We start from the raw sequence: 24,835 nt of genomic DNA, 5'->3' as shown, positions 1-24,835 counted from the left end.
AGATCAGATTGTTGGTGGAGAAAAAAGCCCATCCTGAGATGGGCTAAAAGTTTCCACGGCAACTACTCCCGGCGCTTGTCACGCCGGGTAAAACAACTTAATTAAACGCTGTAGTACAGTTCGAACTCAACCGGATGCGGAGTCATGCGCACGCGGTCGTTCTCTTCAGTGCGCAGTGCGATGTAAGCATCGATAGCGTCGTCAGTGAATACGCCACCTGCAGTCAGGAACTCACGGTCTGCGTCCAGCGCCTGCAGGGCTTCTTCCAGAGAGCCAGCAACCTGTGGGATCTCTTTCGCTTCTTCTGGCGGCAGGTCGTACAGGTTTTTGTCCATCGCTTCGCCCGGGTGGATCTTGTTCTTGATACCGTCCAGACCGGCCATCAGCAGTGCTGCGAAGCACAGGTATGGGTTAGCCGCTGGATCCGGGAAGCGTACTTCGATACGACGCGCTTTAGGAGACGCTACTACCGGGATACGGATAGAAGCAGAACGGTTACGTGCAGAGTAGGCCAGCATCACTGGCGCTTCGTAGCCCGGGACCAGACGCTTGTAGGAGTTGGTGGTTGGGTTCGCCAGGGCGTTGATCGCTTTAGCGTGTTTGATTACGCCGCCGATGTAGTACAGCGCCTGCTCGGACAGGCCAGCATATTTGTCGCCAGAGAACAGGTTGGTACCGTTTTTGGACAGAGACATGTGGCAGTGCATACCGGAACCGTTGTCGCCAAACATTGGTTTTGGCATGAAGGTCGCGGTTTTACCGAAACGGTGCGCAACGTTGTGCACAACGTATTTGTAGATCTGAATTTCGTCCGCTTTTTTGGTCATGGTGTTGAAGCGGGTTGCCACTTCGTTCTGACCCGCAGTCGCCACTTCGTGGTGGTGAGCTTCAACAACCAGGCCCATCTCTTCCATCACCAGACACATGGTGGAACGAATGTCCTGTGCAGAATCGACCGGAGGAACCGGGAAGTAACCACCTTTAACGCCAGGACGGTGACCTTTGTTACCACCTTCATATTTGGTGGAGGAGTTCCATGCACCTTCGATGTCGTCGATAGCAACGTGGGAGCCAGAAATAGAAGCACCGAAACGGATGTCATCGAACAGGAAGAATTCTGGCTCTGGCCCGAACAGAACGGTGTCTGCGATGCCGGTAGAACGCAGGTACTCTTCAGCGCGTTTCGCGATAGAACGTGGGTCGCGGTCGTAGCCCTGCAGCGTGCCTGGCTCGAGGATGTCGCAACGGATGATCAGGGTTGGTTCTTCGAAGAACGGATCAATGACCGCAGTGGTTGCATCTGGCATCAGAACCATGTCGGATTCGTTAATGCCTTTCCAGCCACCAATGGAGGAGCCGTCAAACATTTTGCCTTCTTCAAAGAATTCGGCGTTCACCTGATGAGCAGGGATTGTGACGTGCTGTTCTTTACCTTTGGTGTCGGTGAAGCGGAGATCAACAAACTTCACTTCATGTTCGTTCAGCATCGTCAAAACGTGTTCAGCGGACATACTTAACTCTCCAGATTGGTCATTGTCGTCGTGGTAACGAGGTCTTCAGTTTCTGTTTGTACTGGCTGTTGCCATGTAATTTTTATAAAGCGAAATCTGTGCCAACTTTTAAATCACCCCAAAAAGGCGTTATCATGCGCACCATAGTGCAAAAGGGCTGCACCACGATGGATTTGTTGCACCAGTATAGTGCTTCAATGTGAACATTGAGCACCATATTGGTGCAATTTACGTTAAAGTGCCCTTTTTCGCTCCGTGAAAGCGATCACAAAGCATCTCTGCAATACTTGTTTGCGGAGGATGTTTGTGATCCTGTTTTGTAGTGCGATTAATCCGTGTACAATAACGCGCTATTTCTAATGCCTGAGGCAAAGTTGTGATCGAAAATTTGCGTAACATCGCCATCATCGCGCACGTTGACCATGGTAAAACTACCCTGGTTGATAAGCTGCTGCAGCAATCCGGTACGTTTGATGCGCGTGCCGAAACTCAAGAGCGTGTGATGGACTCCAACGATTTGGAGAAAGAGCGTGGGATTACCATCCTCGCGAAAAACACCGCGATTAAATGGAATGACTACCGTATCAACATCGTTGATACCCCAGGGCACGCCGACTTCGGTGGTGAAGTTGAGCGCGTGATGTCCATGGTGGATTCCGTGCTGCTGGTGGTTGACGCATTTGACGGCCCAATGCCGCAAACGCGCTTCGTGACCAAAAAAGCATTTGCCCATGGCCTGAAACCAATTGTTGTTATCAACAAGGTTGACCGTCCTGGCGCACGTCCTGACTGGGTTGTTGATCAGGTATTCGACCTGTTCGTTAACCTCGACGCGACCGACGAACAGCTGGACTTCCCTATCATTTACGCTTCGGCGCTGAATGGTATCGCGGGTCTGGACCACGAAGATATGGCGGAAGACATGACCCCGCTGTATCAGGCGATTGTTGATCACGTACCGGCACCGGATGTTGATCTGGATGGTCCACTGCAGATGCAGATCTCCCAGCTGGACTACAACAACTACGTTGGCGTCATCGGTATCGGTCGTATCAAACGCGGTAAAGTGAAGCCAAACCAGCAGGTTACTATCATCGATAGCGAAGGCAAAACCCGTAACGGTAAAGTTGGCAAAGTGCTGACTCACCTGGGTCTGGAGCGTATCGACAGCGATCTGGCTGAAGCGGGCGACATCATCGCTATCACCGGTCTGGGCGAGCTGAACATCTCTGACACCATCTGCGACCCGCAGAACGTGGAAGCGCTGCCAGCCCTGTCTGTTGATGAACCAACCGTTACCATGTTCTTCAACGTCAACACCTCTCCGTTCTGTGGTAAAGAAGGTAAGTTCGTTACCTCTCGTCAGATCCTTGACCGCCTGAACAAAGAGCTGGTGCACAACGTTGCGCTGCGCGTTGAAGAAACCGAAGATGCTGATGCATTCCGCGTTTCTGGTCGTGGTGAGCTGCACCTGTCTGTTCTGATCGAAAACATGCGTCGTGAAGGTTTCGAAATGGCGGTTTCCCGTCCGAAAGTTATCTTCCGCGAAATCGACGGCCGTAAACAAGAGCCGTTCGAAAACGTGACGCTGGACGTTGAAGAGCAGCACCAGGGTTCTGTGATGCAGGCGCTGGGTGAGCGTAAAGGCGACCTGAAAAACATGAATCCAGATGGCAAAGGCCGCGTACGTCTCGACTACGTGATCCCAAGCCGTGGCCTGATCGGCTTCCGTTCTGAGTTCATGACCATGACCTCCGGTACCGGTCTGCTGTACTCCACCTTCAGCCACTACGACGACGTGCGTCCGGGCGAAGTGGGCCAGCGTAACAACGGCGTACTGATCTCCAACGGTCAGGGTAAAGCGGTTGCGTTTGCGCTGTTCGGTCTGCAGGATCGCGGTAAGCTGTTCCTGGGTCACGGTGCTGAAGTTTACGAAGGCCAGATCATCGGTATTCACAGCCGTTCTAACGACCTGACCGTAAACTGCCTGACCGGTAAGAAACTGACCAACATGCGTGCGTCCGGTACTGACGAAGCAACGGTTCTGGTTCCACCGATCAAGATGACCCTGGAGCAGGCTCTGGAATTCATCGATGACGACGAACTGGTAGAAGTGACTCCGCTGTCTATCCGTATCCGTAAACGTCACCTGACCGAGAACGATCGTAAACGTGCTATGCGCGGTGCGAAAGAAGAGTAATACGGTCAATCTATAGGCCGGGTAAGCGCACGCGCCACCCGGCAGGTAAAAAGCCGCTGATCCCTCAGCGGCTTTTTTATTCGATGATCGCCAGAATTCTTCATTACCCGGGGACGTTATGTCCCAACGCTATCTTTTTCCTGCGAAATTCACGGATTAGGGTAACTCTGCTCCATTTATCACGAACACCCGATCTGCCGATGAAATCGTGGTTTCGCGATGCGCGATAATAATCCTCGTAATGTTCATCGCCTGTATAGACTGATTGACCTGACTTTCACTGGTTTTATCAAGGTGGCTGGTCGCCTCGTCCATGAATAAAATACCCGGTTTACGGTATAATGCCCGGGCAATATAAATCCGCTGTTTTTGACCGCCCGACAACCCTTCCCCAAGTTCACCAATCAGTGTCTCGTAACCCATTGGTAGCTTTAAAATGTCATTATGAATATGGCTTGCGATAGCGCATTGCACCATCCACTGCTCGTCAATGTCAGGCCGAAAACCGGCGATATTCTCTTTGATTGAGCCTGAAAACAGCTTATCTTCCTGCATGATACAGGCAATGCGTTCAGCATAATGCTCGAAACCAAGTTGCTTAATATCAATGCCATTAATTCGGACGCAGCCGTTCGACGGTTCGAATAAACCGCACAACACTTTCATCAAGGTGCTTTTACCTGAACCCGATACGCCCGTAATAGCAATACTCTCCCCGGCATGAATGGTCAGATTCAGTTTGCTGAAGATAGGGTCCGCATGGTTATCATAACGGTAAGTCAGATCCTGAGTTTCGAGCGTTAAGGCTCCGTGTGGTAAACGCAGCGGGCTGGTGGCCGTTATAGAAGATGCTTCGTGCAGCGCAATATCGGCAACGCGTTCATTGTGTAAATTGATGATCTTCAGCTGAATGATAAAGTTGATCAGGGCATTTATTCGGTCATAGAACTGACTCCTGAAGGTGTTAAATGCAATAAACATACCGATGGTTAAATGACTATCCATCATCAGCCTGCCGCTAACCCACAGGATAACAATTTGGTCGCAGGCGGCGATAAAAGAGACGACGCCACCAAAGAAGAGATCCATTCGCGTCAAACGAATGCCTGTATTGACCTTATCTGAAAAAAGATTAAACCAGTTATTGATTCTCAGGTCAGTCATCCCCTGAACTTTAATCGTCGCGATACCGTACAGGGTTTCCATAAAATAAGAATTAAGGCGTGCTTCCTTGATTAACTCTTCTTCGGATAGCTGGCGATAGTATCGATAGGTAGCAAACCTAATGAAGGTGTATATTGCGGTAAAAGAGACCACTATCATGCTGAGCTGCAGGTTGTATAAAAACATCATTACCAGCAAACCCATGAGCATTAGCGTATCAATAATGCTACCAGTCAAACCTGTGGTAAAAGTGGCCCGTATAACATCAAGCGAGTGGAAGCGAGACTGAATGTCCCCCAGTTTGCGTCTTTCAAAATAGGTGGTCGGTAGCTTAATAAGGTGAGAAAAGAGGCTAAAACTCCACTGGACGTCGATGAGTGTTCCCAGTATCAGCGTGGTCCAGGAGCGTATGACACTGACCGTCAAACGTAACAGAATCAGAATAAACAACCCAAGACAGATGATATTAAGTAAACCGTAATCTCCGGATGCAATCACATTATCCGTGACTAATTGTGTCCCCACTGGCATTAGCAGGCTGATCAACTCAATCACCAGCGATAAGAAAAATACCTTCGTCAGTGAAGTTATCAGTCCATTGATATTCTTTAATAACGTGGTCGCTTTTAACCTGTTTTGCTTCTTTTGAACTGAGAAAGTGGTTCCCGGCCATACCTCAAGCACAACACCAGTAAAATGTTGGGATAATTCGGGCATGCTAATCACCCGTCGTCCAAACGCAGGGTCGTGGATCACCGCGCTGTTCTTATCGACCTTAATCAGTACGACAAAATGGTTAAAATCCCAATGCAATATGCAGGGCTTACGCACGTCATGTAATTCCTGAAGGTCCACGGACAATGCGCGTGACGACATCTCCAGTTCACTGGCAATTGCTTTTATCGCATTGAGGTTGACCCCACGTGATGACAAATTGAATTGTTGCCGGAGTTGCAGTAGATCCACCTGCTTGCCATAAAAACTGCATATCATTGAAAGACAGGCCAGGCCACATTCGGACGCTTCGGTTTGAAAGACAACTGGGATGCGTTTAAATATTTTCAGATCCAACTTGCGCAGCAGCGTCTCAAGTGTATAAAGATTATTCATTACCTGCGTCCGTTACGCTCATTTTCATTTCGTAAAATGGCGATAATAACCACTCATAGATATGTCTCTTTTCAAGGAAAAGAGAAATCTGCGCTTTGGCTCCCTGGCTCAGTGAGAGTTGTTTTCCATGAACTTGCACAGACTGTAGGTCAGGTTTGATCATGATTTTGTACCAGGACTTTTTATCGTCATAGAATTCATGTGCGATGGTCTGCTTTGACAGGAGTTCTGGCTTCGATGCCGGAAGCCTGGATATTGCTGATATTGATGCCCTGAACTGACCAAATTTTTCATAAGGAAAGGCGTCGTAACTAACATTAACGCGCTGGCCAATCGCCAGATAAGGAAGAACTTCATCCGGAACCCAGGTTTCGAGATAGCATGGTGAATGGATATTCTGCTGAACTCGCGCCAGTACATCGCCTGCGCCGATCATCTTACCTTGCGCCGTATTGATGGAGTCGATTAAGCCATCGGCTGTTGCCACGATGACATAATTACCTTCCGCTTCTGTATTTAACTTTTCTTTTTGCAGTTCGTATATTTGTTGCTCAAGCTGGTAAATCTGTTGGTCATAATCAGCGCTCTGGGACTGGATTTGCTGATTGAGCGCATCAATCTGAACCTGGTCCTGTGATTTTCTGGCGACCAGGTCAGAAACATTGCTCTGCTGTTGGTAGAGTAGTGCGTTTTGGCTACTCATCTGGTCTTTGGTGACCAGACCTTTTTCCTGATAACCACGGTAATCGTTAACGTTCTTCTCAATCTGATGCAGTTCCCGCTCAGCCTGCACCAGTAGCCCAGATGAGGTATTAAAACTGGACTGATAATGATCTTTTTGAGTCGTCAGCGCGTTGAGCGTACGGTTTTTCGAAGAGTTCAAATTTGCCATCATTACGCTGATACTCTTTATCTGTAGCGCGATCTCCTTTTTTTTATTCTCATCAACCAGGCCTGATTGCGTCGATACACCCGAATGAATGAGAAAGAGAGCATCACCTTTTTTTACGCGATCGCCTTCATTAACAAAACTCTGCACGACTGTACCCTGCATTGATGCAGAGATATTCACTGCGCCAGGGAAAGTGGTTATTTCACCGTGAACGATGACGCGACGGGTGTAGGAACCTTTGGTAATAAAAATAGAAATGGAAGCAATAAAAAAAATGCTGAGCAATATGATAAGAGCAAAAGGGATGCCCGGCAGAAGAACAGCTTTCCCTTCCCACCGTGTACTCTGATATTCAATAGCTTCCTTGCGAAACATTTCTGGCCTCTTGCGGGGTGGAAATAGCCGCCAAATATCAGCGGCTATGAGTTATAATGGTTCAGGAATTAATGTCTACCGTGATCATTACCCTGGCGGCCACCGCCACTTTTCGAACCACCATTACCTTTTGATGAACCACCGCTTTTACCACCAACGTTAACCGAGCAACCACCGCTAAAGGATGTGCTTTCAGAGTGAGAACCATCTTTGTTAGTGGTGCTGGTGTGAGAATAGCTGCCATTACAACCAGCGCTACCACCACCGAACATCCCACCAATCGCACTACCGATAGAACCCCACATTCCTGCACCGCTGACGTTACATAATTCACTTTCATTGAGTTCACGCATTATTAATTTTCCTTGCAATAGTGAGCAAAAGGTATACCCATAATATCCATAGACTTTTTCCATACCATTTCACCATCCGTGAATGAAATGTTTTTTACGCCAAAACGCGTAAAATCCTTTTCGCTGTACGTCGACAGACCTGTGTCTGGATCACCAATATTTTCTTTTTGCCCGCAAAGTGGCATCATCCATGACACATTTATATCTTTGTAGAATGCTTTATCCGTTTTTCTTATTTCTGAGAAAATGCGATCTGTTATCGTTGTGTCTGTATTGATTTCTCCGTTAACCGTAGTTGTTAACTTATTGTCATCAGAATTAGGCGACCCATGGAAACCAATAATGGAACCATAGTTGATGATTTTGTTTTTTGCCGCTGGGAAAAGATAGTTAGCACAGGAAGAAAGGCATAATCGCCTGACCTCAATGTTAATTTCTTTATCATGAATAACTTGTGCTATTTTTATTGCAGTTTCGACATCGCCGCCACCACTGTTTATGGATATCGTTCTGACAGGGATAAGGTTTTTTCTGATAAGCCCCACAATGATTTTGTCATCATCTTTGGATATGTTTCCGTCGATATATAACGTATCAAAAACGAGGTGGGTTGAAAGTTTTGGTTCAAGCCCTTGCTTCACAATCAGTTGGCTAGAGAGTTGATATAAAATATCTCTGCTGGCTTTTTTAAATCGGTAGGCATTGTATGAATAAATAGCGAAAGCGCAGAGTAAAGCTATTAAAACGGCACTGAGAACGTATCCCTTTTTAATCTTCACGAAAGTGCAGCTCCATGTGTAAAGTAATGTAAACTTATCATTATAAAAAAGAAGATAAATAGAGTATTTGTATCTAAATGTAAATTTAAGTAAAGTGAACTTGTTGCGATTTCGAGCAAAGCCGCGCGAAATGGGATTGCCATGGCAAAAATGGGGGAATATGGTGATGAGAAAAAATATTACGGAAGCGTTTTTCTATAATTTTTTGCAGAATGAACTAAAACGTATATCTTCGCAAAATCGAACTTAAATAAAACTCATCCCTGCCTATCGCCAGTAAGCCAATATCATCTTCCTGGCTAAATTTTTGTTCTTCATACTGCTCCCTCTAAGCTGAATCTCGTGCATAGCCAAACTTTATCTTTCCCGCTACAGTTACCTCTCCACGGCGAGCAGGAGATAAACATGCTTTATATCTTTGATTTAGGAAACGTCATCGTCGATATCGATTTTAATCGCGTGTTGGGCGCATGGAGCGATTTTAGCCGCGTGCCGCTGGCGACCTTAAAGCAGAATTTCGCGATGGGCGAGACTTTCCACCAGCATGAACGCGGCGAAATCAGCGATGAAGAGTTCGCTGAACGTTTCTGTCAGGAGATGGGGCTTTCGTTAAGCTATGAACAGTTTTCCCACGGTTGGCAGGCGGTATTTGTCGCCATCCGGCCTGAAGTGATCGACATCATGCACAAACTGCGCGAGCAGGGGCATCGTGTCGTTGTGCTATCAAATACCAACCGCCTGCATACCACGTTCTGGCCTGAAGAATACCCTGAAGTTAAGGCGGCGGCTGATAAAATCTATCTCTCGCAGGAGATGGGCATGCGTAAGCCTGAAGCGCGAATTTATCAGGCTGTTCTGCAGTCAGAAGGATTCACCGCGGCCGATGCGGTCTTTTTCGACGACAACGCCGATAATATAGAGGGAGCTAACCAGTTGGGTATTACGTCAATTCTGGTGACCGGAAAAGAGACGATACCTGACTACTTTGCGAAGCAGCTATGCTAAAAACCGTTCATCAAAAAGCCACGCACCATACTCGCCCGCTGCGGGCCTGGCTGAAACTGCTCTGGCACCGGATTGATGAGGACAATATGACCACGCTGGCGGGTAACCTCGCCTACGTGTCATTGCTCTCGTTAGTGCCGCTGGTGGCGGTTATCTTTGCCCTGTTTTCCGCCTTTCCGATGTTTGCGGACGTCAGCGTGCAGCTTCGTCATTTTGTCTTCGCGAATTTCATTCCGGCAACCGGGGATGTTATCCAGAACTACATTGAGCAGTTTGTTGCCAATTCCAGCAAGATGACGGCAGTGGGGGCGTGCGGTCTTATCGTCACCGCGCTGCTGTTGATGTACGCCATCGATAACGCGCTAAACACGATCTGGCGGAGTAAAAAAGCGCGGCCAAAGGTCTATTCCTTTGCCGTGTACTGGATGATCCTCACGCTGGGGCCGCTGCTGGCCGGAGCGAGCCTGGCAATCAGTTCTTATCTGCTCTCCCTGCGCTGGGCGAGTGATTTAAACGGCGCTATTGATAATGTGCTTCGCATCTTTCCGTTGATCCTGTCGTGGCTCTCGTTCTGGCTGCTCTATAGCGTGGTGCCGACCACGCGCGTGCCCAACCGCGATGCGGTCGTGGGGGCGCTGGTGGCGGCATTGCTCTTTGAGCTCGGTAAGAAAGGGTTTGCCCTCTACATCACCATGTTTCCGTCCTATCAGCTGATTTACGGCGTGCTGGCGGTGATCCCCATTTTGTTCGTCTGGGTCTACTGGACCTGGTGTATCGTCTTGCTTGGTGCTGAAATAACTGTCACTCTCGGTGTATACCGCGAACTTAAAAAAGCAGCAGAAGCTGAAAAACAACAAGAAGCAGACCAACCATGATTGCATTGATACAGCGCGTAACCCGTGCCAGCGTCACCGTGGAGGGAGAGGTGACGGGTGAAATTGGCCCAGGACTTTTGGTGTTGTTAGGTGTCGAAAAGGATGACGACGAGCAAAAAGCCAACCGCTTGTGTGAGCGTGTGCTGGGCTACCGTATTTTCAGCGATGCGGAAGGCAAGATGAACCTGAACGTCCAGCAGGCGGGCGGCAGCGTGCTGGTGGTTTCCCAGTTTACGCTGGCAGCGGATACCGAGCGCGGCATGCGCCCGAGTTTCTCGAAAGGTGCCGCGCCGGCTCGTGCTGAAGCACTTTACGAGTACTTTGTAGAGCGTTGTCGCCAGCAGGAAATGAATACGCAAACCGGACGATTCGCTGCAGATATGCAGGTATCGCTGGTGAACGATGGCCCTGTCACATTCTGGCTCCAGGTATGAGCATACTTACGGCATGGCCGCGGGTAACAAGAGAGAGTACAGCTATGTATCACCTTCGAGTACCGCAAACGGAAGAAGAGTTAAACGCTTATTACCAGTTCCGCTGGGAAATGCTACGCAAGCCATTACATCAGCCAAAAGGCTCTGAGCGCGACGCCTGGGACGCGATGGCCCACCATCAGATGGTGATGGACGAAGAGGGCAACCTTGTGGCCGTCGGGCGTTTGTATATCAACGCCGATAACGAAGCGTCTATTCGCTTTATGGCGGTTCATCCCTCCGTGCAGGACAAAGGTCTGGGGACGCTAATGGCGATGACCCTGGAATCCGTCGCCCGTCAGGAAGGCGTTAAGCGCGTCACCTGTAGCGCCCGCGAAGATGCCGTGGAATTCTTCGCTAAACTCGGTTTTGTGAATCAGGGGGAGATCACGACCCCGCAAACCACCCCGATTCGTCATTTTTTGATGATCAAACCCATCGCCACGCTGGACGATATTCTGCATCGCGCCGACTGGTGCGGACAGCTGCAGCAGGCCTGGTATCAGCACATTCCGCTCAGCGAAAAAATGGGCGTGCGCATTCAGCAGTACACCGGACAAAAATTTATTACCACCATGCCGGAAACTGGCAATCAGAACCCCCACCACACCCTCTTTGCCGGAAGTCTGTTCTCACTGGCCACGCTTACCGGCTGGGGACTTATCTGGCTGATGCTGCGCGAGCGCCATCTGGGTGGCACCATCATTCTTGCTGATGCTCATATCCGCTATAGCGCACCGATCAGCGGTAAACCGAGCGCGGTGGCCGATCTGGGATCGCTGGGCGGCGATCTGGATCGCCTGGCACGCGGCCGCAAGGCTCGCGTACAAATGCAGGTTGAACTATTTGGCGATAAAACACCGGGCGCGGTATTTGAAGGCACCTACATTGTTCTTCCGGCGAAGCCTTTTGGCGCGTATGAAGAGGGCGGAAACGAGGAGGAGTAATCTTCTGTTCACGTTATCCGGGCGTGCTGAATCCGCCCGGCGATATCCCGCATAACGTCTCGCGCAGACTGGCTAACGCCGCCAAGCTGAAAGAAGCCATGGATGACGCCCAGCCAGCGCTGAGCGGTACACTTCACACCCTGCTCAGTCAAATGCTGATATAACATTTCTCCCTCATCGCACAGCGGATCGTACTCTGCGGTAATGATGTGCACTGGCGGAAGTCCGTAAAAATCATCGCGCCACAGCGGGCTCGCTTCGGGATGTTGGCGGTCGATGTCGGCGAGGTACATTTCATACCCGCTGAGCAGGGTATCGCGGGTGATAATGTAATCCGTGCCATTGAGGGCATAGCTTTCAAAACTGGCGGTGGCGTCGAGCATGGGATAGATAAGAATGAGCTGTGCGGGTTTCCATCGTCCTTTCGCGTTGAGCCGCAATGACGTTACCAGCGCAAGATGGCCTCCTGCGCTGTCTCCGCAAAGTGTGATCCGGTTTTTATCCACGCCCAGTTTGTCCGCATATTGCCAGACCAGATCTGCACCTTTTTCCGCATCGTCATGTGCTGCGGGGAAAATATGCTCCGGGGCCAGCCTGTACTGAATCGCGATCACCCGGCAATTGCCGTAGCAGGCTAACTGACGGAGTTGGTTGTCATGCGTATCAAAGCCGCCGCTGATGAAACATCCGCCATGATAGTAAATGGCAGCAGGCAATATTTCAGGTGCATTGAGAGGTGAAAACACCCGAATGGTAAGACCGTCAAGAACGAGCGTCTCCACCTGTACGCGCGTTTCGGTCTCCCCGGCAAGCCCCGTGCTGGCAATATAGCCTGCTCGTCGCACCTCAACGCTCTGGCGACGTGACGAGGGTCGCCCTGCAGCGATAAATCCCTGAACCAGCTGTGCAATACCCTGTTCCAGCGCCATGAAAATTCCCTTTTACTGTATGGATAAACAGTTTTATAGCCTGGTTTGATTCAAAAGAAAACAAGAATATTGTTGAGGGCAACAATCTGGAAAGCGGCTCGCAAAGGCGATAACGCGTCTCTCAACGAGAATGGAGAGCATCTGACATGAAAGACGGCGGGTAATGCTGTCGAACTGCAGGCCGGGCAAGCACGCGCCGCCCGGCACTGTAACAGGGAGTTATTCCCCTTCACCCGGGAACAGGAACGGGTTGATCGAGCTGCGGGCGAATCCCTCCTGCTCCATCTTCGCGTCCAGAATCAGCGAGGCAAGATCGTCGGCCACCGCTTCGACTTTCGGGTCTTTTTCCTGATACAGAATCTTCAGGTAAGTGCCACAGTCGCCGCAGCTTTCGGCTTTCACTGCTGCTTCTTCATTTTCCAGCGACCAGTAATTCAGATCGCGGGTCTGCTCGCAGTTGCTGCACTTGATGCGAACCACGTGCCACTCGGTTTCACACAGGTTGCAGTGCAGGTAGCGCAGCCCCTGAGTGGTGCCGATTTGCACCATGCTGGAAACCGGCATTGAGCCGCAGACCGGGCAGAACTGGCGCGCCTCGCCGTATTCGGCGCGAGCTTTGCCGGGGATCAGGCTCGCCATTTGCGCCCAGTAAAGCGACAGCGCAGCCCAGATAAACGGCGCTTTATCGCTGCTCACCAGAGCGAAGTCGGAGGCAAACAGCGCGCTCGCCATCTCTTCCAGCTCCAGGTCAGAGGCTTTTTCCAGATTCTCAATGACCGCCAGCGCGGTACCGCTCATCTCCGGCTTCAGCTCGGCAATCAGCGAATGCAGCAGCTTTTGCCAGTGCTTGTCGCGCGGCAGGACGTGAATGTCCAGCGGCGGCTTGCCCTGCGCGTTGGCTTCTTTGATACGCGCGGTCAGATCCATTTGCAGCGGGTGGTCGTACAGCACCACTTCCTGCGCGTGGGCGACCAACGCGGCAAAACGCAGAAAATCGCCCAGCGGGTTGTTCTCTGCCAGCTCGCGCAGACGCTCTGCGCGGCGGTTGTAGAGGTTCTTGAGTCTGGGGAATAACAACGGCGGAATATAATCCGCCGTGCGTTTCTCGCTCGACCCCAGCTCATCTTGCGGGATTATGCGAATACTCATTCAGATGACTTTTCCTGTTTCTGGCGGACTTCACGGTACCAGCGCGGGTGATGTTTCTTCGCCCACGTACTGGTTACCCAGCCTTCCACCATCGCGGTAATGGTGCCTTTCACCCAAAGGGCGGCGTAGATATGCACCATGATAACCACAATTAACGCCACTGCGGCAAATGAATGCAGCATCAGCGCGAATCGGATCACCGGGATTGAGAAAGCAGGCGCAAAGTACGGACGCCAGATGATCACGCCGCTCACCAGCAACAGGACCAGGAAGATAATCGCCGCCCAGAATACGCATTTCTGGCCGAAGTTATAACGCCCGGTGTCACCCACTTCCTCGTTGACGACGATCTTACGAATATTCTTCGCCCAAAAGATATCATCCCGATTGATTAGGTTATGGTGCCAGTAGCGGAAAAACATGATGATGAACGACGCGAACATGATGACGCCTACAAACGGGTGTAGGATGCGCGCCAGCTGTGGTGTCCCCATGATCTGCATCAGCCAGTTGAAGGACGGGAAGAAGAACCCCAGCCCGCTTATCGCCGCCAGCATGAAGCAGAAGGCGGTGACCCAGTGGTTGATGCGTTCCGGCGCGGTGTAGCGCACGATGGTGTCACGTTTTCTCATTTGCGCACCTCGTCTTTCTCTTCATGCAGGTTGTCGTCTTCCTCTTCCGCGCGGTTCGGACCGACGCCGACGTAGTGGAAGATGCTCGCTGCGAAGGTGGCAGCAAAACCGACCGCTGCCAGCGGTTTCCAGATGCCTTTCCAGAACTTCACGGTGGCGCTGATTTCCGGGTTCTCCGGCAGACCGTGATACAGATTCGGCTTGTCGGCGTGGTGCAGCACGTACATCACGTGCGTACCGCCAACCCCGGCCGGATCGTACAGGCCCGCGTTGTCGTAACCACGGGTTTTCAGCTCGCCCACGCGCTCTGCCGCCAGCGTTTTCATATCCTCTTTGGAGCCAAAGTGGATAGCGCCGGTTGGGCAGGTCTTCACGCACGCAGGCTCCTGGCCGACGGTTACGCGGTCAACGCACAGGGTGCATTTGTAGACGCGATTGTCTTCCGGGTTCAGGCGCGGTACGTCGAACGGACAGCCCGCGATGCAGTAGCCGCAGCCGATGCACTGTTCGGACTGGAAGTCGACGATGCCGTTGGCATACTGAATGATAGCCCCTTCTGACGGACATGCCTTCAGGCAGCCCGGATCCGCACAGTGCATACAGCCGTCTTTGCGAATAAGCCATTCCAGTTTGTCGTTCTGCTCAACTTCCGAGAAACGCATCACCGTCCAGGACTTGGCGGTCAGGTCCGCCGGGTTGTCGTACACCCCGACGTTGTGACCCACTTCGTCACGCAGATCGTTCCACTCAGAGCAGGCCACCTGACAGGCTTTACAGCCGATACAGGTGGTCACGTCGATAAGCTTCGCCACTTCCTGCTGGTGGTCCCGCGCCTGAGGCGCGGGCGTGAAACCATTAGTCGCGGAACGACGGATAATGTCTTGAGATTGATAAGCCATAAGTCGTCTCCGTTACACCTTTTCCACGTTCACGAGGAAGGCCTTAAACTCCGGCGTCTGCGTGTTCGCATCACCGACGAACGGCGTCAGGGTGTTCGCAATGAACCCTTTCTTCGCCACGCCCTCATAGCCCCAGTGAATCGGAATACCGATGGTATCCACCTGCTGACCGTGAACGTTCAGCGTGCGAATACGCTTAGTCACCACCGCCTTGGCTTTAATGTAGCCACGGTTAGAGGAGACCTTCACGGTATCGCCATGGGCAATGCCGAGCTTGTTCGCCAGCTTCTCACCGATCTCCACAAACTGTTCCGGCTGCGCGATCGCGTTAAGCAGCGCGTGCTTGGTCCAGTAGTGGAAGTGCTCGGTCAGACGGTAAGTGGTGCCCACGTACGGGAACTTGTCCTTTTTACCCAGCGCTTCAAAGTCGCCTTTGAAGATACGGGCTGCCGGGTTTGAGACCACGTTCGGGTGCAGCGGGTTGGTGCCCAGCGGCGTCTCAAACGGCTCGTAGTGTTCCGGGAACGGACCTTCCGCCATCTTATCGATAGCAAACAGACGCCCCATCCCTTCAGGCTGCATGATAAACGGCCCAACGTCGCTGCCCGGTGCGGCAGTGCTGTAGTCCGGAATATCCACGCCGCCCCATTTCGCGCCGTCCCACTTCAGAAGCTGACGCTTCGGATCCCACGGGTTACCCTGCGGGTCAGCGGATGCGCGGTTATAGAGGATACGGCGGTTGAGCGGCCACGCCCATGCCCAGCCCAGCGTATTGCCAAGGCCCGACGGGTCGGCGTTATCGCGGTTTGCCATCTGGTTGCCTTTCGGCGTCCAGCTACCGGCAAAGATCCAGCAGCCGCTGGAGGTGGTACCGTCATCGCGCAGGTGCGCGAAGGTGCTGAGCTGATCGCCTTTCTTCGCCAGTACGGTGCCGGTGGCCGGGTCAATAACGTCCGCCAGCGCCTTACCGTTGCTCTCCATCGCCACTTCTTCTGGCGCAGGATTTTCCGGCGTCGAGTAGTTCCAGGTCATGTTCAGCACGGGTTCCGGGTTCGCGCCGCCTTCTTCCGCATACATCTTACGCAGGCGTAAGAAGATGCCGGCCAGAATCTCGCCGTCGTTCATGGCGATGCCCGGGGCGTCCGCACCTTTCCAGTGCCACTGCAGCCAGCGTCCGGAGTTAACGATCGACCCGTTCTCTTCCGCGAAGCAGGTTGACGGCAGACGGAACACTTCGGTCTGAATCTTCGACGGATCGACGTCGTTCGATTCGCCGTGATTCTGCCAGAAGGTCGAGGTCTCGGTATTGAGCGGGTCAATCGTCACCAGGAACTTCAGTTTCGACAGCGACTCAACAACCTTGTTCTTGTTAGGGAACGAGGCCACCGGGTTAAAGCCCTGGCACAAATAGCCGTTCACTTTGCCCTGGTGCATCATCTCGAAATACTGCAGAACGTCATAACCTTTGTCCCACTTCGGCAGCCAGTCAAAGCCCCAGCTGTTTTCAGCCGTCGCTTTATCACCGAAGAACGCTTTCATCATCGAGACGAAGAACTTCGGATAGTTGCCCCAGTAGTTCACCTGGCCTTCAAGCAGCGGTTTAGGCGTGCTGGCCGTCAGGTAGGTTTGCAGGTCGGTCTGTTTCTCGCTTGGCAGGTTCATGTAACCCGGCAGGCTTTGAGACAGCAGGCCGAGGTCAGTCAGACCCTGAATGTTGGAGTGACCGCGCAGGGCGTTCACGCCGCCGCCAGCCATACCCATGTTGCCGAGCAGGAGCTGAACCATCGCCATGGTACGGATGTTCTGCGCACCGATGGAGTGTTGCGTCCAGCCGAGGGCGTACAGGAACGACGCGGTTTTGTCCTTCGCGCTGGTTTCGGCGATAAGCTCGCACACCTTCAGGAAGTCCGCCTTCGGCGTACCGCAGATGTTTTCGACAACCTCAGGCGTGTAGCGGGAAACGTGCTCTTTCAGCAGGTTCCACACGCAGCGCGGGTGCTGCAGGGTGGTGTCGCGCTTCGCAAAGCCTTTTTCATCCAGCTCGTAGTTCCAGCTGGTTTTGTCGTATTTGCGTTTTTCGGCGTCGTAACCGCTGAACAGGCCATCTTCGAAGTGGTAATCCTCACGCACGATCAGGCTGGCGTTGGTATAGGCTTCGGTGTATTCGCGGTTATATTTTTCGTTGGTCATCAGGTACAGCAATACGCCTGACAGGAAAGTGATGTCAGTACCTGAACGAATAGGGGTGTAGAAATCCGCCACTGACGCAGTACGCGTAAAGCGGGGATCGATCACAATCAGTTTCGCACCGTTGTGGATTTTGGCTTCCATCGCCCAGCGGAACCCGACAGGGTGCGCTTCAGCGGCGTTACCGCCCATCACCACAATGAGGTTGGCGTTCTTGATGTCGACCCAGTGGTTGGTCATCGCACCGCGACCAAATGTTGGAGCAAGACTTGCTACCGTTGGTCCGTGTCAGACACGCGCCTGGTTGTCGACCGCGAGCATACCGAGTGCGCGCGTAAATTTCTGGGTTAAATAACCGGTTTCGTTGCTTGAAGCGGAGGCACACAGCATCCCGGTGGAGAGCCAGCGGTTGACCGTGACGCCGTCGGCATTCTTCTCAACAAAGTTGGCATCGCGGTCTTCTTTAATGTGTTTTGCGATGCGGTCAAACGCCTCTTCCCAGCTGATTTGCTGCCATTTGTCGGATCCAGGCGCACGATATTCAGGGAATTTGAGACGGCTTTCGGAGTGGATAAAGTCCACCAGACCGGCCCCTTTGGGGCACAATGCGCCGCGGTTAACCGGATGATCCGGGTCGCCTTCGATATGGAAAATAGACGCTTTGGCGTTTTTAGCACCGTCGCCGAGGCTATACATTAACAGCCCGCAACCGACAGAGCAGTACGTACAGGTATTACGGGTTTCACGGGTGCGCAGCAGTTTATACTGCCGCGTTTCCGCCAGCGCTACGCCGGGCGCAAAGCCCAGTGCCGCTGCCGTGGTGCCTGCCATACCGCCAGCGCAGATCTTAAAGAACTGCCTTCTGCTGACCTGCATGGGTCACTCCTTGTTTCGACATTGCTTACATATGTAGTTTTGACTTCGCGGTTGAGAATTGACCGCAAAGGAGAAAAATTTGCGTTAATCCCTCAATTCCACGAGGGATATCATCAGAATACCACATTGTCGGTACCGCTGTTCTAATGGCGTTAATACAAAGTGAACGTATTATCACCATGTTGATTATAAAGTGTGACATTTATCACATTAACGGCTCGGCATGTTAATGCGGTGTAGCCGGTGGCAGGTTGCACCCCTGCTAAATGAGTAGGAGAATGGATGTCGAAAAGTTGATCCATACTATGCGTACAGCCTGTGGTTTATGCTGCAATAGCACGCTCACCTCCGTGGTTGTTCAGGAATACCGCTGTGTCTAAACAAAACCGTGTTCTCCACTCGTCACCCCTGCCTGCCGGCATTGTGGAACTGTCGGTACACCGACCGCCCCACATAACCGATGCCATACCCGATTTTCTGGCGGAAGAAGTACCCGTTGCGCTCGTTTACAACGGCATCTCGCATGTGGTGATGATGGCGTCTCCGAAAGATCTTGAGCTGTTCGCCATCGGTTTTTCCCTCTCGGAAGGCATCATCGAGCATCCGCAGGAGATCTACGGTATGGACGTGGTGCAGGCCTGCAACGGTCTTGAAGTGCAGATCGAACTCTCCAGCCGCCGCTTTATGGGGCTGAAAGAGCGCCGTCGCGCGCTGGCCGGGCGTACCGGCTGCGGCGTGTGCGGCGTTGAGCAGCTCAACGATATTGGCAAACCTGTTTCACCACTGCCGTTTACTCAGACCTTTAATCTGGCGCACCTCGACCCTGCGCTTGAGCACCTGAATGATGTACAGCCCATCGGCCAGCTGAGCGGCTGCACGCACGCGGCGGCATGGGTGTTGCCGTCGGGGGATATTGCCGGGGGACATGAGGACGTTGGCCGCCACGTGGCGTTGGACAAGCTGCTCGGTCGCCGGGCACGTGAAAGTGAGGTCTGGAAGCAGGGGGCAGCACTCGTTTCCAGCCGGGCCAGCTACGAGATGGTGCAAAAGTCCGCCATGTGCGGTGTGGAAATTCTGTTTGCGGTCTCAGCCGCAACAACGCTGGCGGTGGAGGTGGCGGAGCGCTGCAACCTGACGCTGGTGGGCTTCTGCAAGCCGGGAAGGGCGACGATTTATACCCATCCACAACGATTGATAGTTGATCAGTAATTTTGAATGATAATAGCAAATCCTTCCGCTTTTAGTTGATCATGATGAGGTCTAGTATTTATCTCATCAAGGCACGGTGCCTTACCAAAACAACTTAATGAAAGGGTTTATATCATGAAAAGCATCAAAACTTTTGTCGCTGTAATCGCTCTGGCTACTTCTTTCGGTTCTTTCGCTGCACAGACCGTAACCGCAACCGCCTCTACCATTGATGGCGCAGAAGCTAAAATCGCGGCTCAGGCTCAGGAAGCCGGCGCGTCATCGTACAAAATTACCCAGGCGTTCTCAGGTAACCGCGTACACATGACCGCTGAACTGACTAAATAAGCTGTCACACCGTCGAAAGAGCGCCCCAGGGGCGCTTTTTTAGTTTATGCCCGCCACGCGCAGCAGCGCGGTTACCACTGCCGCCGCTACGATCACCACAATTAACGGCATCTTCCGCCAGGCCAAAAACACTGCAAACGCCACGCCCAGCACGCGCGCCATGCCGGCAAAGTGGTCACCTTCATAAAACGTGGTCGCCAGCGCCACGGAAAACAGCAATACCGTTGCCGCATCTGACAGCAGCGCCTGTGAACGCTCTGACAATGCCAGCCTGCTGCCCAGTTTTGCCCCGCCGAGGCGCATCAGATAAGTTCCCGCAGACAAAATGGCGATGCCGAGAATAAAGAACGTCATGTTTTCCATTATTTTTTCCTCGCGGCAAGACCGAGTAAAGAGAGCAGTACCGGCAGACCTACCGGGGCAAACGGCACGGCGGCCAGCGACAGAACGGCACCGCTGCAGGCGCGTATCAGCGTGGTGCGGTTTTTAAATGCGGGAACCACTAATGCCAGCAGTATCGCCGGGAATACCGCATCCAGGCCTATGGTTTCCGGGTCCGGCAGCAGTTTGCCGACCATGGCACCCAGCAGCGCGCCAAGCGGCCAGACGATGGCGACGCCTAAACCGCACAGCCAGTAGGCGGCTTTACGCTGCTCGGCGGTTTTTTGCGACAGGCCAAACACCACGCTTTCGTCGTTCATGATGTGGCAGCCCAACAGGCTCAGACCGCGCTTACCGACCAGTTCTCGCACCGTCACGCCAAACGGCACGTGGCGCGCGTTGACCAGCAAACCCGCGGCTGCAGCCGCCAGCGGGTTACCGCCGCTTGCTACAATGCCGATAAACATAAACTCTGACGCGCCCGCGAGTACGGTGATGGAGAGCACAAACGGCACCCAGACCGGGAAACCGTAGGCCATCGCCAGCGAGCCGTAGGACATTCCCACCACGCCCACCGCGAGGCAGACCAGGATGATTGCTTTTATGGTGTCGCCTTTCAGACAAGAGAGATGTTGCTTCATACATTTTTAGCCATATCGAACGTGTATCCATTATAATGAACGCAACGAAACTGATTTTCAAGGCGAACGATTCGTTCGTTTTATAGAACAAGAGGCCGTTATATGACGCAGCCAATCAGCCTGATCGCTAAAAGTCTGGTGCGGGAACGTCTGCGCACCGGACTTTCGCTGGCGGAAATTGCCCGCCGTGCCGGGATCGCTAAATCCACGCTTTCCCAGCTGGAGTCCGGCAACGGTAACCCTAGCCTGGAAACGCTGTGGTCGCTCTGCGTGGCGCTGGATATTCCTTTCGCCCGTCTGCTTGAGCCGCAGTTGCCGACCACGCAGGTGATCCGCCGTGGTGAAGGTACGAAAGTGGTCGCCGGACAGGCTAATTATGAAGCCATTTTACTGGCGGCATGCCCTCCCGGCGCGCGCCGCGATGTCTATCTTCTGATGACCCAACCGGGCGCAGATCGTATTTCTCAGCCGCATCCGCCGGGCTCTGTTGAACATATTATTGTGACGCAGGGCCGGGCGCTGGTCGGCCTGCTCGACGCGGCGGAAGAGCTCGGCGCAGGGGATTACATTTGTTATCCCGCCGACCAGCCGCACATCTTCAAGGCCCTGGAGCCAGACACTTACGCGCTGCTGGTGGCGGAACAAAACTAACAGAGATACGGAAACTCATGTCGCTTAAAGCCATTGCCAAAGAACTGGGGCTGTCAGTCACCACCGTCAGCCGCGCCCTCAACGGATATGACGACGTCTCCGCCGAGACGCGCGCTCGCGTAGAAGCGGAAGCCCAGCGACGCGGCTATCGGCCTAATACCTTCGCCCGCCGCCTGAAGATGGGCAAAATTGATGCCGTTGGGCTGGTGTTCCCGGTCCATCCTGTTCCGCTCAATAACAGCGTATTTATGGACATGGTCGGCGAAATTAGCCACGAACTGGCGCGACATGAGATCGACTTATTGCTTATCGCCGACGACGATCTGGCGGATAAGCACAGCTATATGCGCATGGTGCAAAGCCGCCGCGTGGATGCGCTGATTGTGGCCCACACGTTGGATCGCGATCCGCGACTTGAGCAGCTGCAGGCCGCCGGATTTCCCTTTCTGGCGCTTGGTCGCAGCCAGCTACCGCAGCCGTACGCGTGGTTCGACTTCGACAACTATGCCGGTACGTACAATGCTACACGCTGGCTAATCGGAAAAGGCCATCAGCGCATTGCCCTACTGGGCGAAAGCAACAATCAGGCATTCATCACCCAGCGTCGTCAGGGCTATCTGGACGCGTTGCGGGAAGCCGGGCTTTCCAGCGAATGGCTGCGCGCCATGCCCCCTTCGCGCCGCGTGGGTTATGCCACCACGAAAGAGCTTCTCTCGCTGTCGCAGCCGCCCACGGCCATCATTACCGACTGCAACACTCACGGTGACGGCGCGGCGATGGCGCTGGCAGAGCTGGGCCGTCTGACCGGCGAGAGCGCCGTTGCGCTGGTTGTTTATGACGGGCTCCCGCAGGACAGTATCGTCGATGCCGACGTGGCGGCAGTGATCCAGTCCACCCGCCAGGGCGTCGGGAAACAGATTGCCGATATGGTGCGTCAGCTGATTAACGGCGACGATATTGAACGGCTTCAGGTGCTTTGGCAGCCCGAATTCTCTCCCGGCCAGACGGCCTGAATCTCTCCATTTTCTAAAGCCGATCACAAAACCGAAACGTTTTGGTTTGTATCCGAAACGTTTCGGGTCAACACTCAGATCATCCCGATGACAGGAGATGTCTGATGCAAGATTCCGTTTTACGACTTGAAAGCAACACGGTAGACGTGGTGATCAAAACGTACCCGTTCGCCGAAATTCTCTACTGGGGGCCGCACCTTCAGCACTTTTCGCCACAGGATGTTGCTATGCTCGCGCGCCCTGTTGCTAACGGCAGGCTTGACGTCGACTCCCCGGTCACGCTGATGGCCGAGCTGGGGCACGGTCTGTTTGGTGCTCCCGGCATTGAGGGGCATCGGCAGGGGCTGGACGGTTCACCCATGTTCACCACCACAGACGTACAGCAGTCAGGACAAACCCTGACGGTGACGGCGGAAGATGAACATGCGGGCCTGCGTCTGACCAGTGAACTGGCGCTGGATGCCAGCGGTGTGCTGGTGGTTCGTCACGGTTTAACGAACCTGAAAGCGATCCCCTGGCAGGTGGACCGTTTCGCCGTCACGCTGCCGGTGGCCGAACGCGCGCAGGAGGTGATGGCCTTCCACGGACGCTGGATCAGGGAATTTCAGCCGCACCGCGTAAAGCTTGAACACGACAGCTTCGTGATTGAAAACCGTCGGGGTAAAACCTCCCACGAGCACTTCCCGGCGCTGATTGCCGGTACGCCGTCGTTTAGCGAAATGCAGGGTGACGTCTGGGGCGTGCATCTGGGCTGGAGCGGCAACCACCGCCTGCGCGCGGAAGCGAAAACCGATGGTCGCCGCTATCTGCAGGCCGAAGCGCTCTACCTGCCGGGCGAAATGGCGGTTGAGGAGGGCGATACGCTCTGGACGCCGCGCCTGTATGCCAGCTATTCCACGCATGGCCTGAACGGCATGAGCCAGCCGTTTCATCGCTACCTGCGCAACAACGTTATCCGCTTCCCGGAAAACAAACCGCGCCCGGTGCACCTCAATACCTGGGAAGGGATCTACTTCAACCACGATCCGGACTACATCATGCGCATGACCGACGAGGCGGCGACGTTGGGTGTGGAGCGCTTCATCATTGACGACGGCTGGTTCAAAGGTCGTAACGACGACCATGCCGCGCTGGGCGACTGGTACCTGGATGAGAAAAAATACCCGAACGGCCTGACGCCGGTGATCGACCACGTCAAACGGCTCGGCATGGAGTTTGGCATCTGGGTTGAGCCGGAGATGATCAACCCGGATTCCGATCTGTACCGCGCACATCCCGACTGGGTGCTGGCGCTGCCGGGCTACAAACAACATACCGGGCGGCACCAGCTGGTGCTCAATCTGAGTATTCCGGAAGCATTTGATTATCTTGTGGAACGCATGAGCTGGCTTCTGGGTGAACATGAAGTCGACTACGTGAAGTGGGACATGAACCGTGAGCTGGTACAGCCGGGTCACGACGGGAAGGCCGCCGCTGACGCGCAAACCCGCCAGTTTTATCGCCTGCTGGACGTGCTGGGTGAACGTTTTCCGCACATCGAATTTGAATCCTGCTCATCCGGCGGGGGGCGCATTGACTATGAGGTGCTGACGCGCTGCCACCGCTTCTGGGCCTCGGACAACAACGATGCGCTGGAGCGCAACACCATCCAGCGCGGCATGAGCTATTTCTTTCCGCCGGAGGTGATGGGGGCGCATATCGGTCATCATAAATGTCACGCCACCTTCCGCCAGCACAGCATTGAATTTCGCGGTCTAACGGCGCTGTTTGGCCATATGGGGCTGGAACTTGATCCCCTCACCGTCGATGAGAAGGAGCGCGAAGGCTATCGCCGTTACGCCGCGCTGTACAGGCAGTGGCGCGAGGTTATTCATCAGGGCACACAATGGCGCGTGGATATGCCGGATGCCAGTACGCTGGCACAGGGTATTGTGAGCGAAGATAAAACGCAGGGGCTGTTTATCGTCAGCCAGCTCGCCATGCCGGACTACACGTTGATGATGCCGCTGCGCATGCCGGGGCTTGAGCCCTGCGCGCAGTATCGTATTTCGCTGCTCGATCACCCTGATATTCACATCACCGGTGAGGGGGGACATACCATGCGCAAGCTGCCGGCATGGATGGAAACACCGCAAACGGCGAGCGGCGAGTGGCTGATGCAGGCGGGCATTGCGCTGCCGATTCTGGATCCGGAAACCGCCGTTCTGATTGGCGTTGAACGCGTGTAAAGGTGACGGGCCGGGCTGCCGGCCCTCCG

22 protein-coding genes are annotated in these 24,835 nt (G+C 53.5%); 10 read left to right on the top strand and 12 right to left on the bottom strand.

The genetic code is table 11. The annotated features are described in order from the left end of the window. Positions 1–101 precede the first annotated feature (101 nt). Positions 102–1,511, bottom strand: coding sequence for a glutamate--ammonia ligase (gene glnA, locus AC4IBF_RS21465; RefSeq protein WP_008501856.1), 1,410 nt, complete (start codon positions 1,509–1,511; stop codon positions 102–104). A gap of 376 nt (positions 1,512–1,887) precedes the next feature. Here glnA and typA point away from each other — a divergent pair, with 376 nt between their 5' ends. Next, the gene (gene typA, locus AC4IBF_RS21460) at positions 1,888–3,711 is read left to right on the top strand and encodes a ribosome-dependent GTPase TypA (protein ID WP_008501854.1); all 1,824 of its coding nucleotides are present in this window, start codon (positions 1,888–1,890) and stop codon (positions 3,709–3,711) included. Positions 3,712–3,867: 156 nt separating this feature from the next. Here typA and AC4IBF_RS21455 read toward each other — a convergent pair whose 3' ends face one another. The 4 genes from AC4IBF_RS21455 to AC4IBF_RS21440 all read right to left on the bottom strand — a co-directional run bounded on the left by AC4IBF_RS21455 (position 3,868) and on the right by AC4IBF_RS21440 (position 8,384). Beyond that, positions 3,868–5,985, bottom strand: coding sequence for a peptidase domain-containing ABC transporter (locus tag AC4IBF_RS21455; RefSeq protein ID WP_133295369.1), 2,118 nt, complete (start codon positions 5,983–5,985; stop codon positions 3,868–3,870). After that, entirely contained in the window at positions 5,978–7,252 is a 1,275-nt protein-coding gene (locus tag AC4IBF_RS21450; protein ID WP_143345682.1) for an HlyD family secretion protein, read from the bottom strand. Before AC4IBF_RS21450 ends, AC4IBF_RS21455 begins: the two co-directional genes overlap by 8 nt. Positions 7,253–7,320: 68 nt before the next feature. After that, on the bottom strand, positions 7,321–7,605 hold the full coding sequence (locus AC4IBF_RS21445; protein WP_143345681.1) for a hypothetical protein: 285 nt from the start codon (positions 7,603–7,605) through the stop codon (positions 7,321–7,323). A 2-nt stretch (positions 7,606–7,607) separates the two neighbouring features. Further along, complete coding sequence (locus AC4IBF_RS21440) at positions 7,608–8,384, bottom strand: hypothetical protein (protein ID WP_058841944.1); 777 nt, start codon at positions 8,382–8,384, stop codon at positions 7,608–7,610. A 405-nt stretch (positions 8,385–8,789) separates the two neighbouring features. Here AC4IBF_RS21440 and yihX point away from each other — a divergent pair, with 405 nt between their 5' ends. From yihX to fabY, 4 genes are read left to right on the top strand one after another with little or no spacing between them, the layout of a single operon-like run. Next, the gene (yihX, locus tag AC4IBF_RS21435) at positions 8,790–9,389 is read left to right on the top strand and encodes a glucose-1-phosphatase (protein ID WP_491463083.1); all 600 of its coding nucleotides are present in this window, start codon (positions 8,790–8,792) and stop codon (positions 9,387–9,389) included. Continuing rightward, positions 9,383–10,264 (top strand): virulence factor BrkB family protein, encoded by an 882-nt coding sequence (locus tag AC4IBF_RS21430; RefSeq protein ID WP_115876970.1) that lies wholly within the window; start codon positions 9,383–9,385, stop codon positions 10,262–10,264. Before yihX ends, AC4IBF_RS21430 begins: the two co-directional genes overlap by 7 nt. Beyond that, positions 10,261–10,698, top strand: a complete 438-nt coding sequence (gene dtd / locus AC4IBF_RS21425; RefSeq protein ID WP_109846452.1) for a D-aminoacyl-tRNA deacylase — start codon at positions 10,261–10,263, stop codon at positions 10,696–10,698. The genes AC4IBF_RS21430 and dtd overlap by 4 nt, the downstream gene beginning before the upstream one ends. A 44-nt stretch (positions 10,699–10,742) precedes the next feature. Further along, on the top strand, positions 10,743–11,684 hold the full coding sequence (gene fabY, locus AC4IBF_RS21420) for a fatty acid biosynthesis protein FabY (RefSeq protein WP_158285469.1): 942 nt from the start codon (positions 10,743–10,745) through the stop codon (positions 11,682–11,684). Positions 11,685–11,692: 8 nt separating this feature from the next. Here the strand turns inward: fabY and AC4IBF_RS21415 are convergent, their stop codons facing one another. From AC4IBF_RS21415 to fdnG, 5 genes are all read right to left on the bottom strand, one after another. Beyond that, complete coding sequence (locus tag AC4IBF_RS21415; RefSeq protein ID WP_136196046.1) at positions 11,693–12,613, bottom strand: alpha/beta hydrolase; 921 nt, start codon at positions 12,611–12,613, stop codon at positions 11,693–11,695. 219 nt (positions 12,614–12,832) lie between these two features. Next, positions 12,833–13,762 (bottom strand): formate dehydrogenase accessory protein FdhE, encoded by a 930-nt coding sequence (fdhE, locus tag AC4IBF_RS21410; protein WP_023309751.1) that lies wholly within the window; start codon positions 13,760–13,762, stop codon positions 12,833–12,835. After that, positions 13,759–14,394, bottom strand: a complete 636-nt coding sequence (fdoI, locus tag AC4IBF_RS21405; RefSeq protein WP_008501832.1) for a formate dehydrogenase cytochrome b556 subunit — start codon at positions 14,392–14,394, stop codon at positions 13,759–13,761. The genes fdhE and fdoI overlap by 4 nt, the downstream gene beginning before the upstream one ends. Then, positions 14,391–15,293 (bottom strand): formate dehydrogenase subunit beta, encoded by a 903-nt coding sequence (gene fdxH, locus AC4IBF_RS21400; RefSeq protein ID WP_008501831.1) that lies wholly within the window; start codon positions 15,291–15,293, stop codon positions 14,391–14,393. The genes fdoI and fdxH overlap by 4 nt, the downstream gene beginning before the upstream one ends. 12 nt (positions 15,294–15,305) lie before the next feature. Further along, positions 15,306–18,356 carry a formate dehydrogenase-N subunit alpha gene (gene fdnG, locus AC4IBF_RS21395; protein WP_090420837.1) on the bottom strand — a complete coding sequence of 1,017 codons (3,051 nt, stop codon included), beginning with the start codon at positions 18,354–18,356 and terminating at the stop codon, positions 15,306–15,308. A 372-nt stretch (positions 18,357–18,728) separates the two neighbouring features. On the opposite strand from fdnG, the gene fdhD reads away from it, so the two are divergent. After that, entirely contained in the window at positions 18,729–19,565 is an 837-nt protein-coding gene (gene fdhD / locus AC4IBF_RS21390; protein WP_136196045.1) for a formate dehydrogenase accessory sulfurtransferase FdhD, read from the top strand. A 114-nt stretch (positions 19,566–19,679) separates the two neighbouring features. Then, positions 19,680–19,892, top strand: a complete 213-nt coding sequence (locus AC4IBF_RS21385; protein ID WP_023309747.1) for a YdgH/BhsA/McbA family protein — start codon at positions 19,680–19,682, stop codon at positions 19,890–19,892. Between the two features lie 39 nt (positions 19,893–19,931). Here AC4IBF_RS21385 and AC4IBF_RS21380 read toward each other — a convergent pair whose 3' ends face one another. Both AC4IBF_RS21380 and AC4IBF_RS21375 read right to left on the bottom strand, forming a co-directional pair. Beyond that, positions 19,932–20,255 carry an AzlD domain-containing protein gene (locus AC4IBF_RS21380; protein ID WP_111963949.1) on the bottom strand — a complete coding sequence of 108 codons (324 nt, stop codon included), beginning with the start codon at positions 20,253–20,255 and terminating at the stop codon, positions 19,932–19,934. Beyond that, entirely contained in the window at positions 20,255–20,914 is a 660-nt protein-coding gene (locus tag AC4IBF_RS21375) for an AzlC family ABC transporter permease (protein ID WP_136196044.1), read from the bottom strand. Before AC4IBF_RS21375 ends, AC4IBF_RS21380 begins: the two co-directional genes overlap by 1 nt. 102 nt (positions 20,915–21,016) lie before the next feature. Between AC4IBF_RS21375 and AC4IBF_RS21370 the strand changes: the two genes are divergently transcribed. The 3 genes from AC4IBF_RS21370 to AC4IBF_RS21360 all read left to right on the top strand — a co-directional run bounded on the left by AC4IBF_RS21370 (position 21,017) and on the right by AC4IBF_RS21360 (position 24,806). Continuing rightward, positions 21,017–21,565 (top strand): helix-turn-helix domain-containing protein, encoded by a 549-nt coding sequence (locus tag AC4IBF_RS21370; RefSeq protein WP_023309744.1) that lies wholly within the window; start codon positions 21,017–21,019, stop codon positions 21,563–21,565. A gap of 17 nt (positions 21,566–21,582) precedes the next feature. Then, positions 21,583–22,578: a LacI family DNA-binding transcriptional regulator gene (locus AC4IBF_RS21365; RefSeq protein ID WP_127732649.1), complete on the top strand. Its 996-nt coding sequence runs from the start codon at positions 21,583–21,585 to the stop codon at positions 22,576–22,578. Positions 22,579–22,682: 104 nt separating this feature from the next. Next, positions 22,683–24,806 carry an alpha-galactosidase gene (locus AC4IBF_RS21360; RefSeq protein ID WP_136196043.1) on the top strand — a complete coding sequence of 708 codons (2,124 nt, stop codon included), beginning with the start codon at positions 22,683–22,685 and terminating at the stop codon, positions 24,804–24,806. Positions 24,807–24,835 lie beyond the last annotated feature (29 nt).

The sequence above is a fragment of the Enterobacter sp. Taxon_8 genome (genome assembly GCF_058354585.1).
This window is presented reverse-complemented; position numbering and strand designations above follow the sequence as displayed.

Excerpts from the sequence above, each read along its gene's own strand:
- yihX (WP_491463083.1), top strand. The coding sequence starts at position 8,790 with ATGCTTTATATCTTTGATTTAGGAAACGTCATCGTCGATATCGATTTT.
- fabY (WP_158285469.1), top strand. The coding sequence starts at position 10,743 with ATGTATCACCTTCGAGTACCGCAAACGGAAGAAGAGTTAAACGCTTAT.
- AC4IBF_RS21450 (WP_143345682.1), bottom strand. The coding sequence starts at position 7,252 with ATGTTTCGCAAGGAAGCTATTGAATATCAGAGTACACGGTGGGAAGGG.
- AC4IBF_RS21380 (WP_111963949.1), bottom strand. The coding sequence starts at position 20,255 with ATGGAAAACATGACGTTCTTTATTCTCGGCATCGCCATTTTGTCTGCG.
- AC4IBF_RS21375 (WP_136196044.1), bottom strand. The coding sequence starts at position 20,914 with ATGAAGCAACATCTCTCTTGTCTGAAAGGCGACACCATAAAAGCAATC.
- dtd (WP_109846452.1), top strand. The coding sequence starts at position 10,261 with ATGATTGCATTGATACAGCGCGTAACCCGTGCCAGCGTCACCGTGGAG.
- fdxH (WP_008501831.1), bottom strand. The coding sequence starts at position 15,293 with ATGGCTTATCAATCTCAAGACATTATCCGTCGTTCCGCGACTAATGGT.
- AC4IBF_RS21445 (WP_143345681.1), bottom strand. The coding sequence starts at position 7,605 with ATGCGTGAACTCAATGAAAGTGAATTATGTAACGTCAGCGGTGCAGGA.
- fdhE (WP_023309751.1), bottom strand. The coding sequence starts at position 13,762 with ATGAGTATTCGCATAATCCCGCAAGATGAGCTGGGGTCGAGCGAGAAA.
- AC4IBF_RS21430 (WP_115876970.1), top strand. The coding sequence starts at position 9,383 with ATGCTAAAAACCGTTCATCAAAAAGCCACGCACCATACTCGCCCGCTG.
- AC4IBF_RS21360 (WP_136196043.1), top strand. The coding sequence starts at position 22,683 with ATGCAAGATTCCGTTTTACGACTTGAAAGCAACACGGTAGACGTGGTG.
- AC4IBF_RS21415 (WP_136196046.1), bottom strand. The coding sequence starts at position 12,613 with ATGGCGCTGGAACAGGGTATTGCACAGCTGGTTCAGGGATTTATCGCT.
- AC4IBF_RS21365 (WP_127732649.1), top strand. The coding sequence starts at position 21,583 with ATGTCGCTTAAAGCCATTGCCAAAGAACTGGGGCTGTCAGTCACCACC.
- AC4IBF_RS21455 (WP_133295369.1), bottom strand. The coding sequence starts at position 5,985 with ATGAATAATCTTTATACACTTGAGACGCTGCTGCGCAAGTTGGATCTG.
- glnA (WP_008501856.1), bottom strand. The coding sequence starts at position 1,511 with ATGTCCGCTGAACACGTTTTGACGATGCTGAACGAACATGAAGTGAAG.
- fdoI (WP_008501832.1), bottom strand. The coding sequence starts at position 14,394 with ATGAGAAAACGTGACACCATCGTGCGCTACACCGCGCCGGAACGCATC.
- AC4IBF_RS21370 (WP_023309744.1), top strand. The coding sequence starts at position 21,017 with ATGACGCAGCCAATCAGCCTGATCGCTAAAAGTCTGGTGCGGGAACGT.
- AC4IBF_RS21385 (WP_023309747.1), top strand. The coding sequence starts at position 19,680 with ATGAAAAGCATCAAAACTTTTGTCGCTGTAATCGCTCTGGCTACTTCT.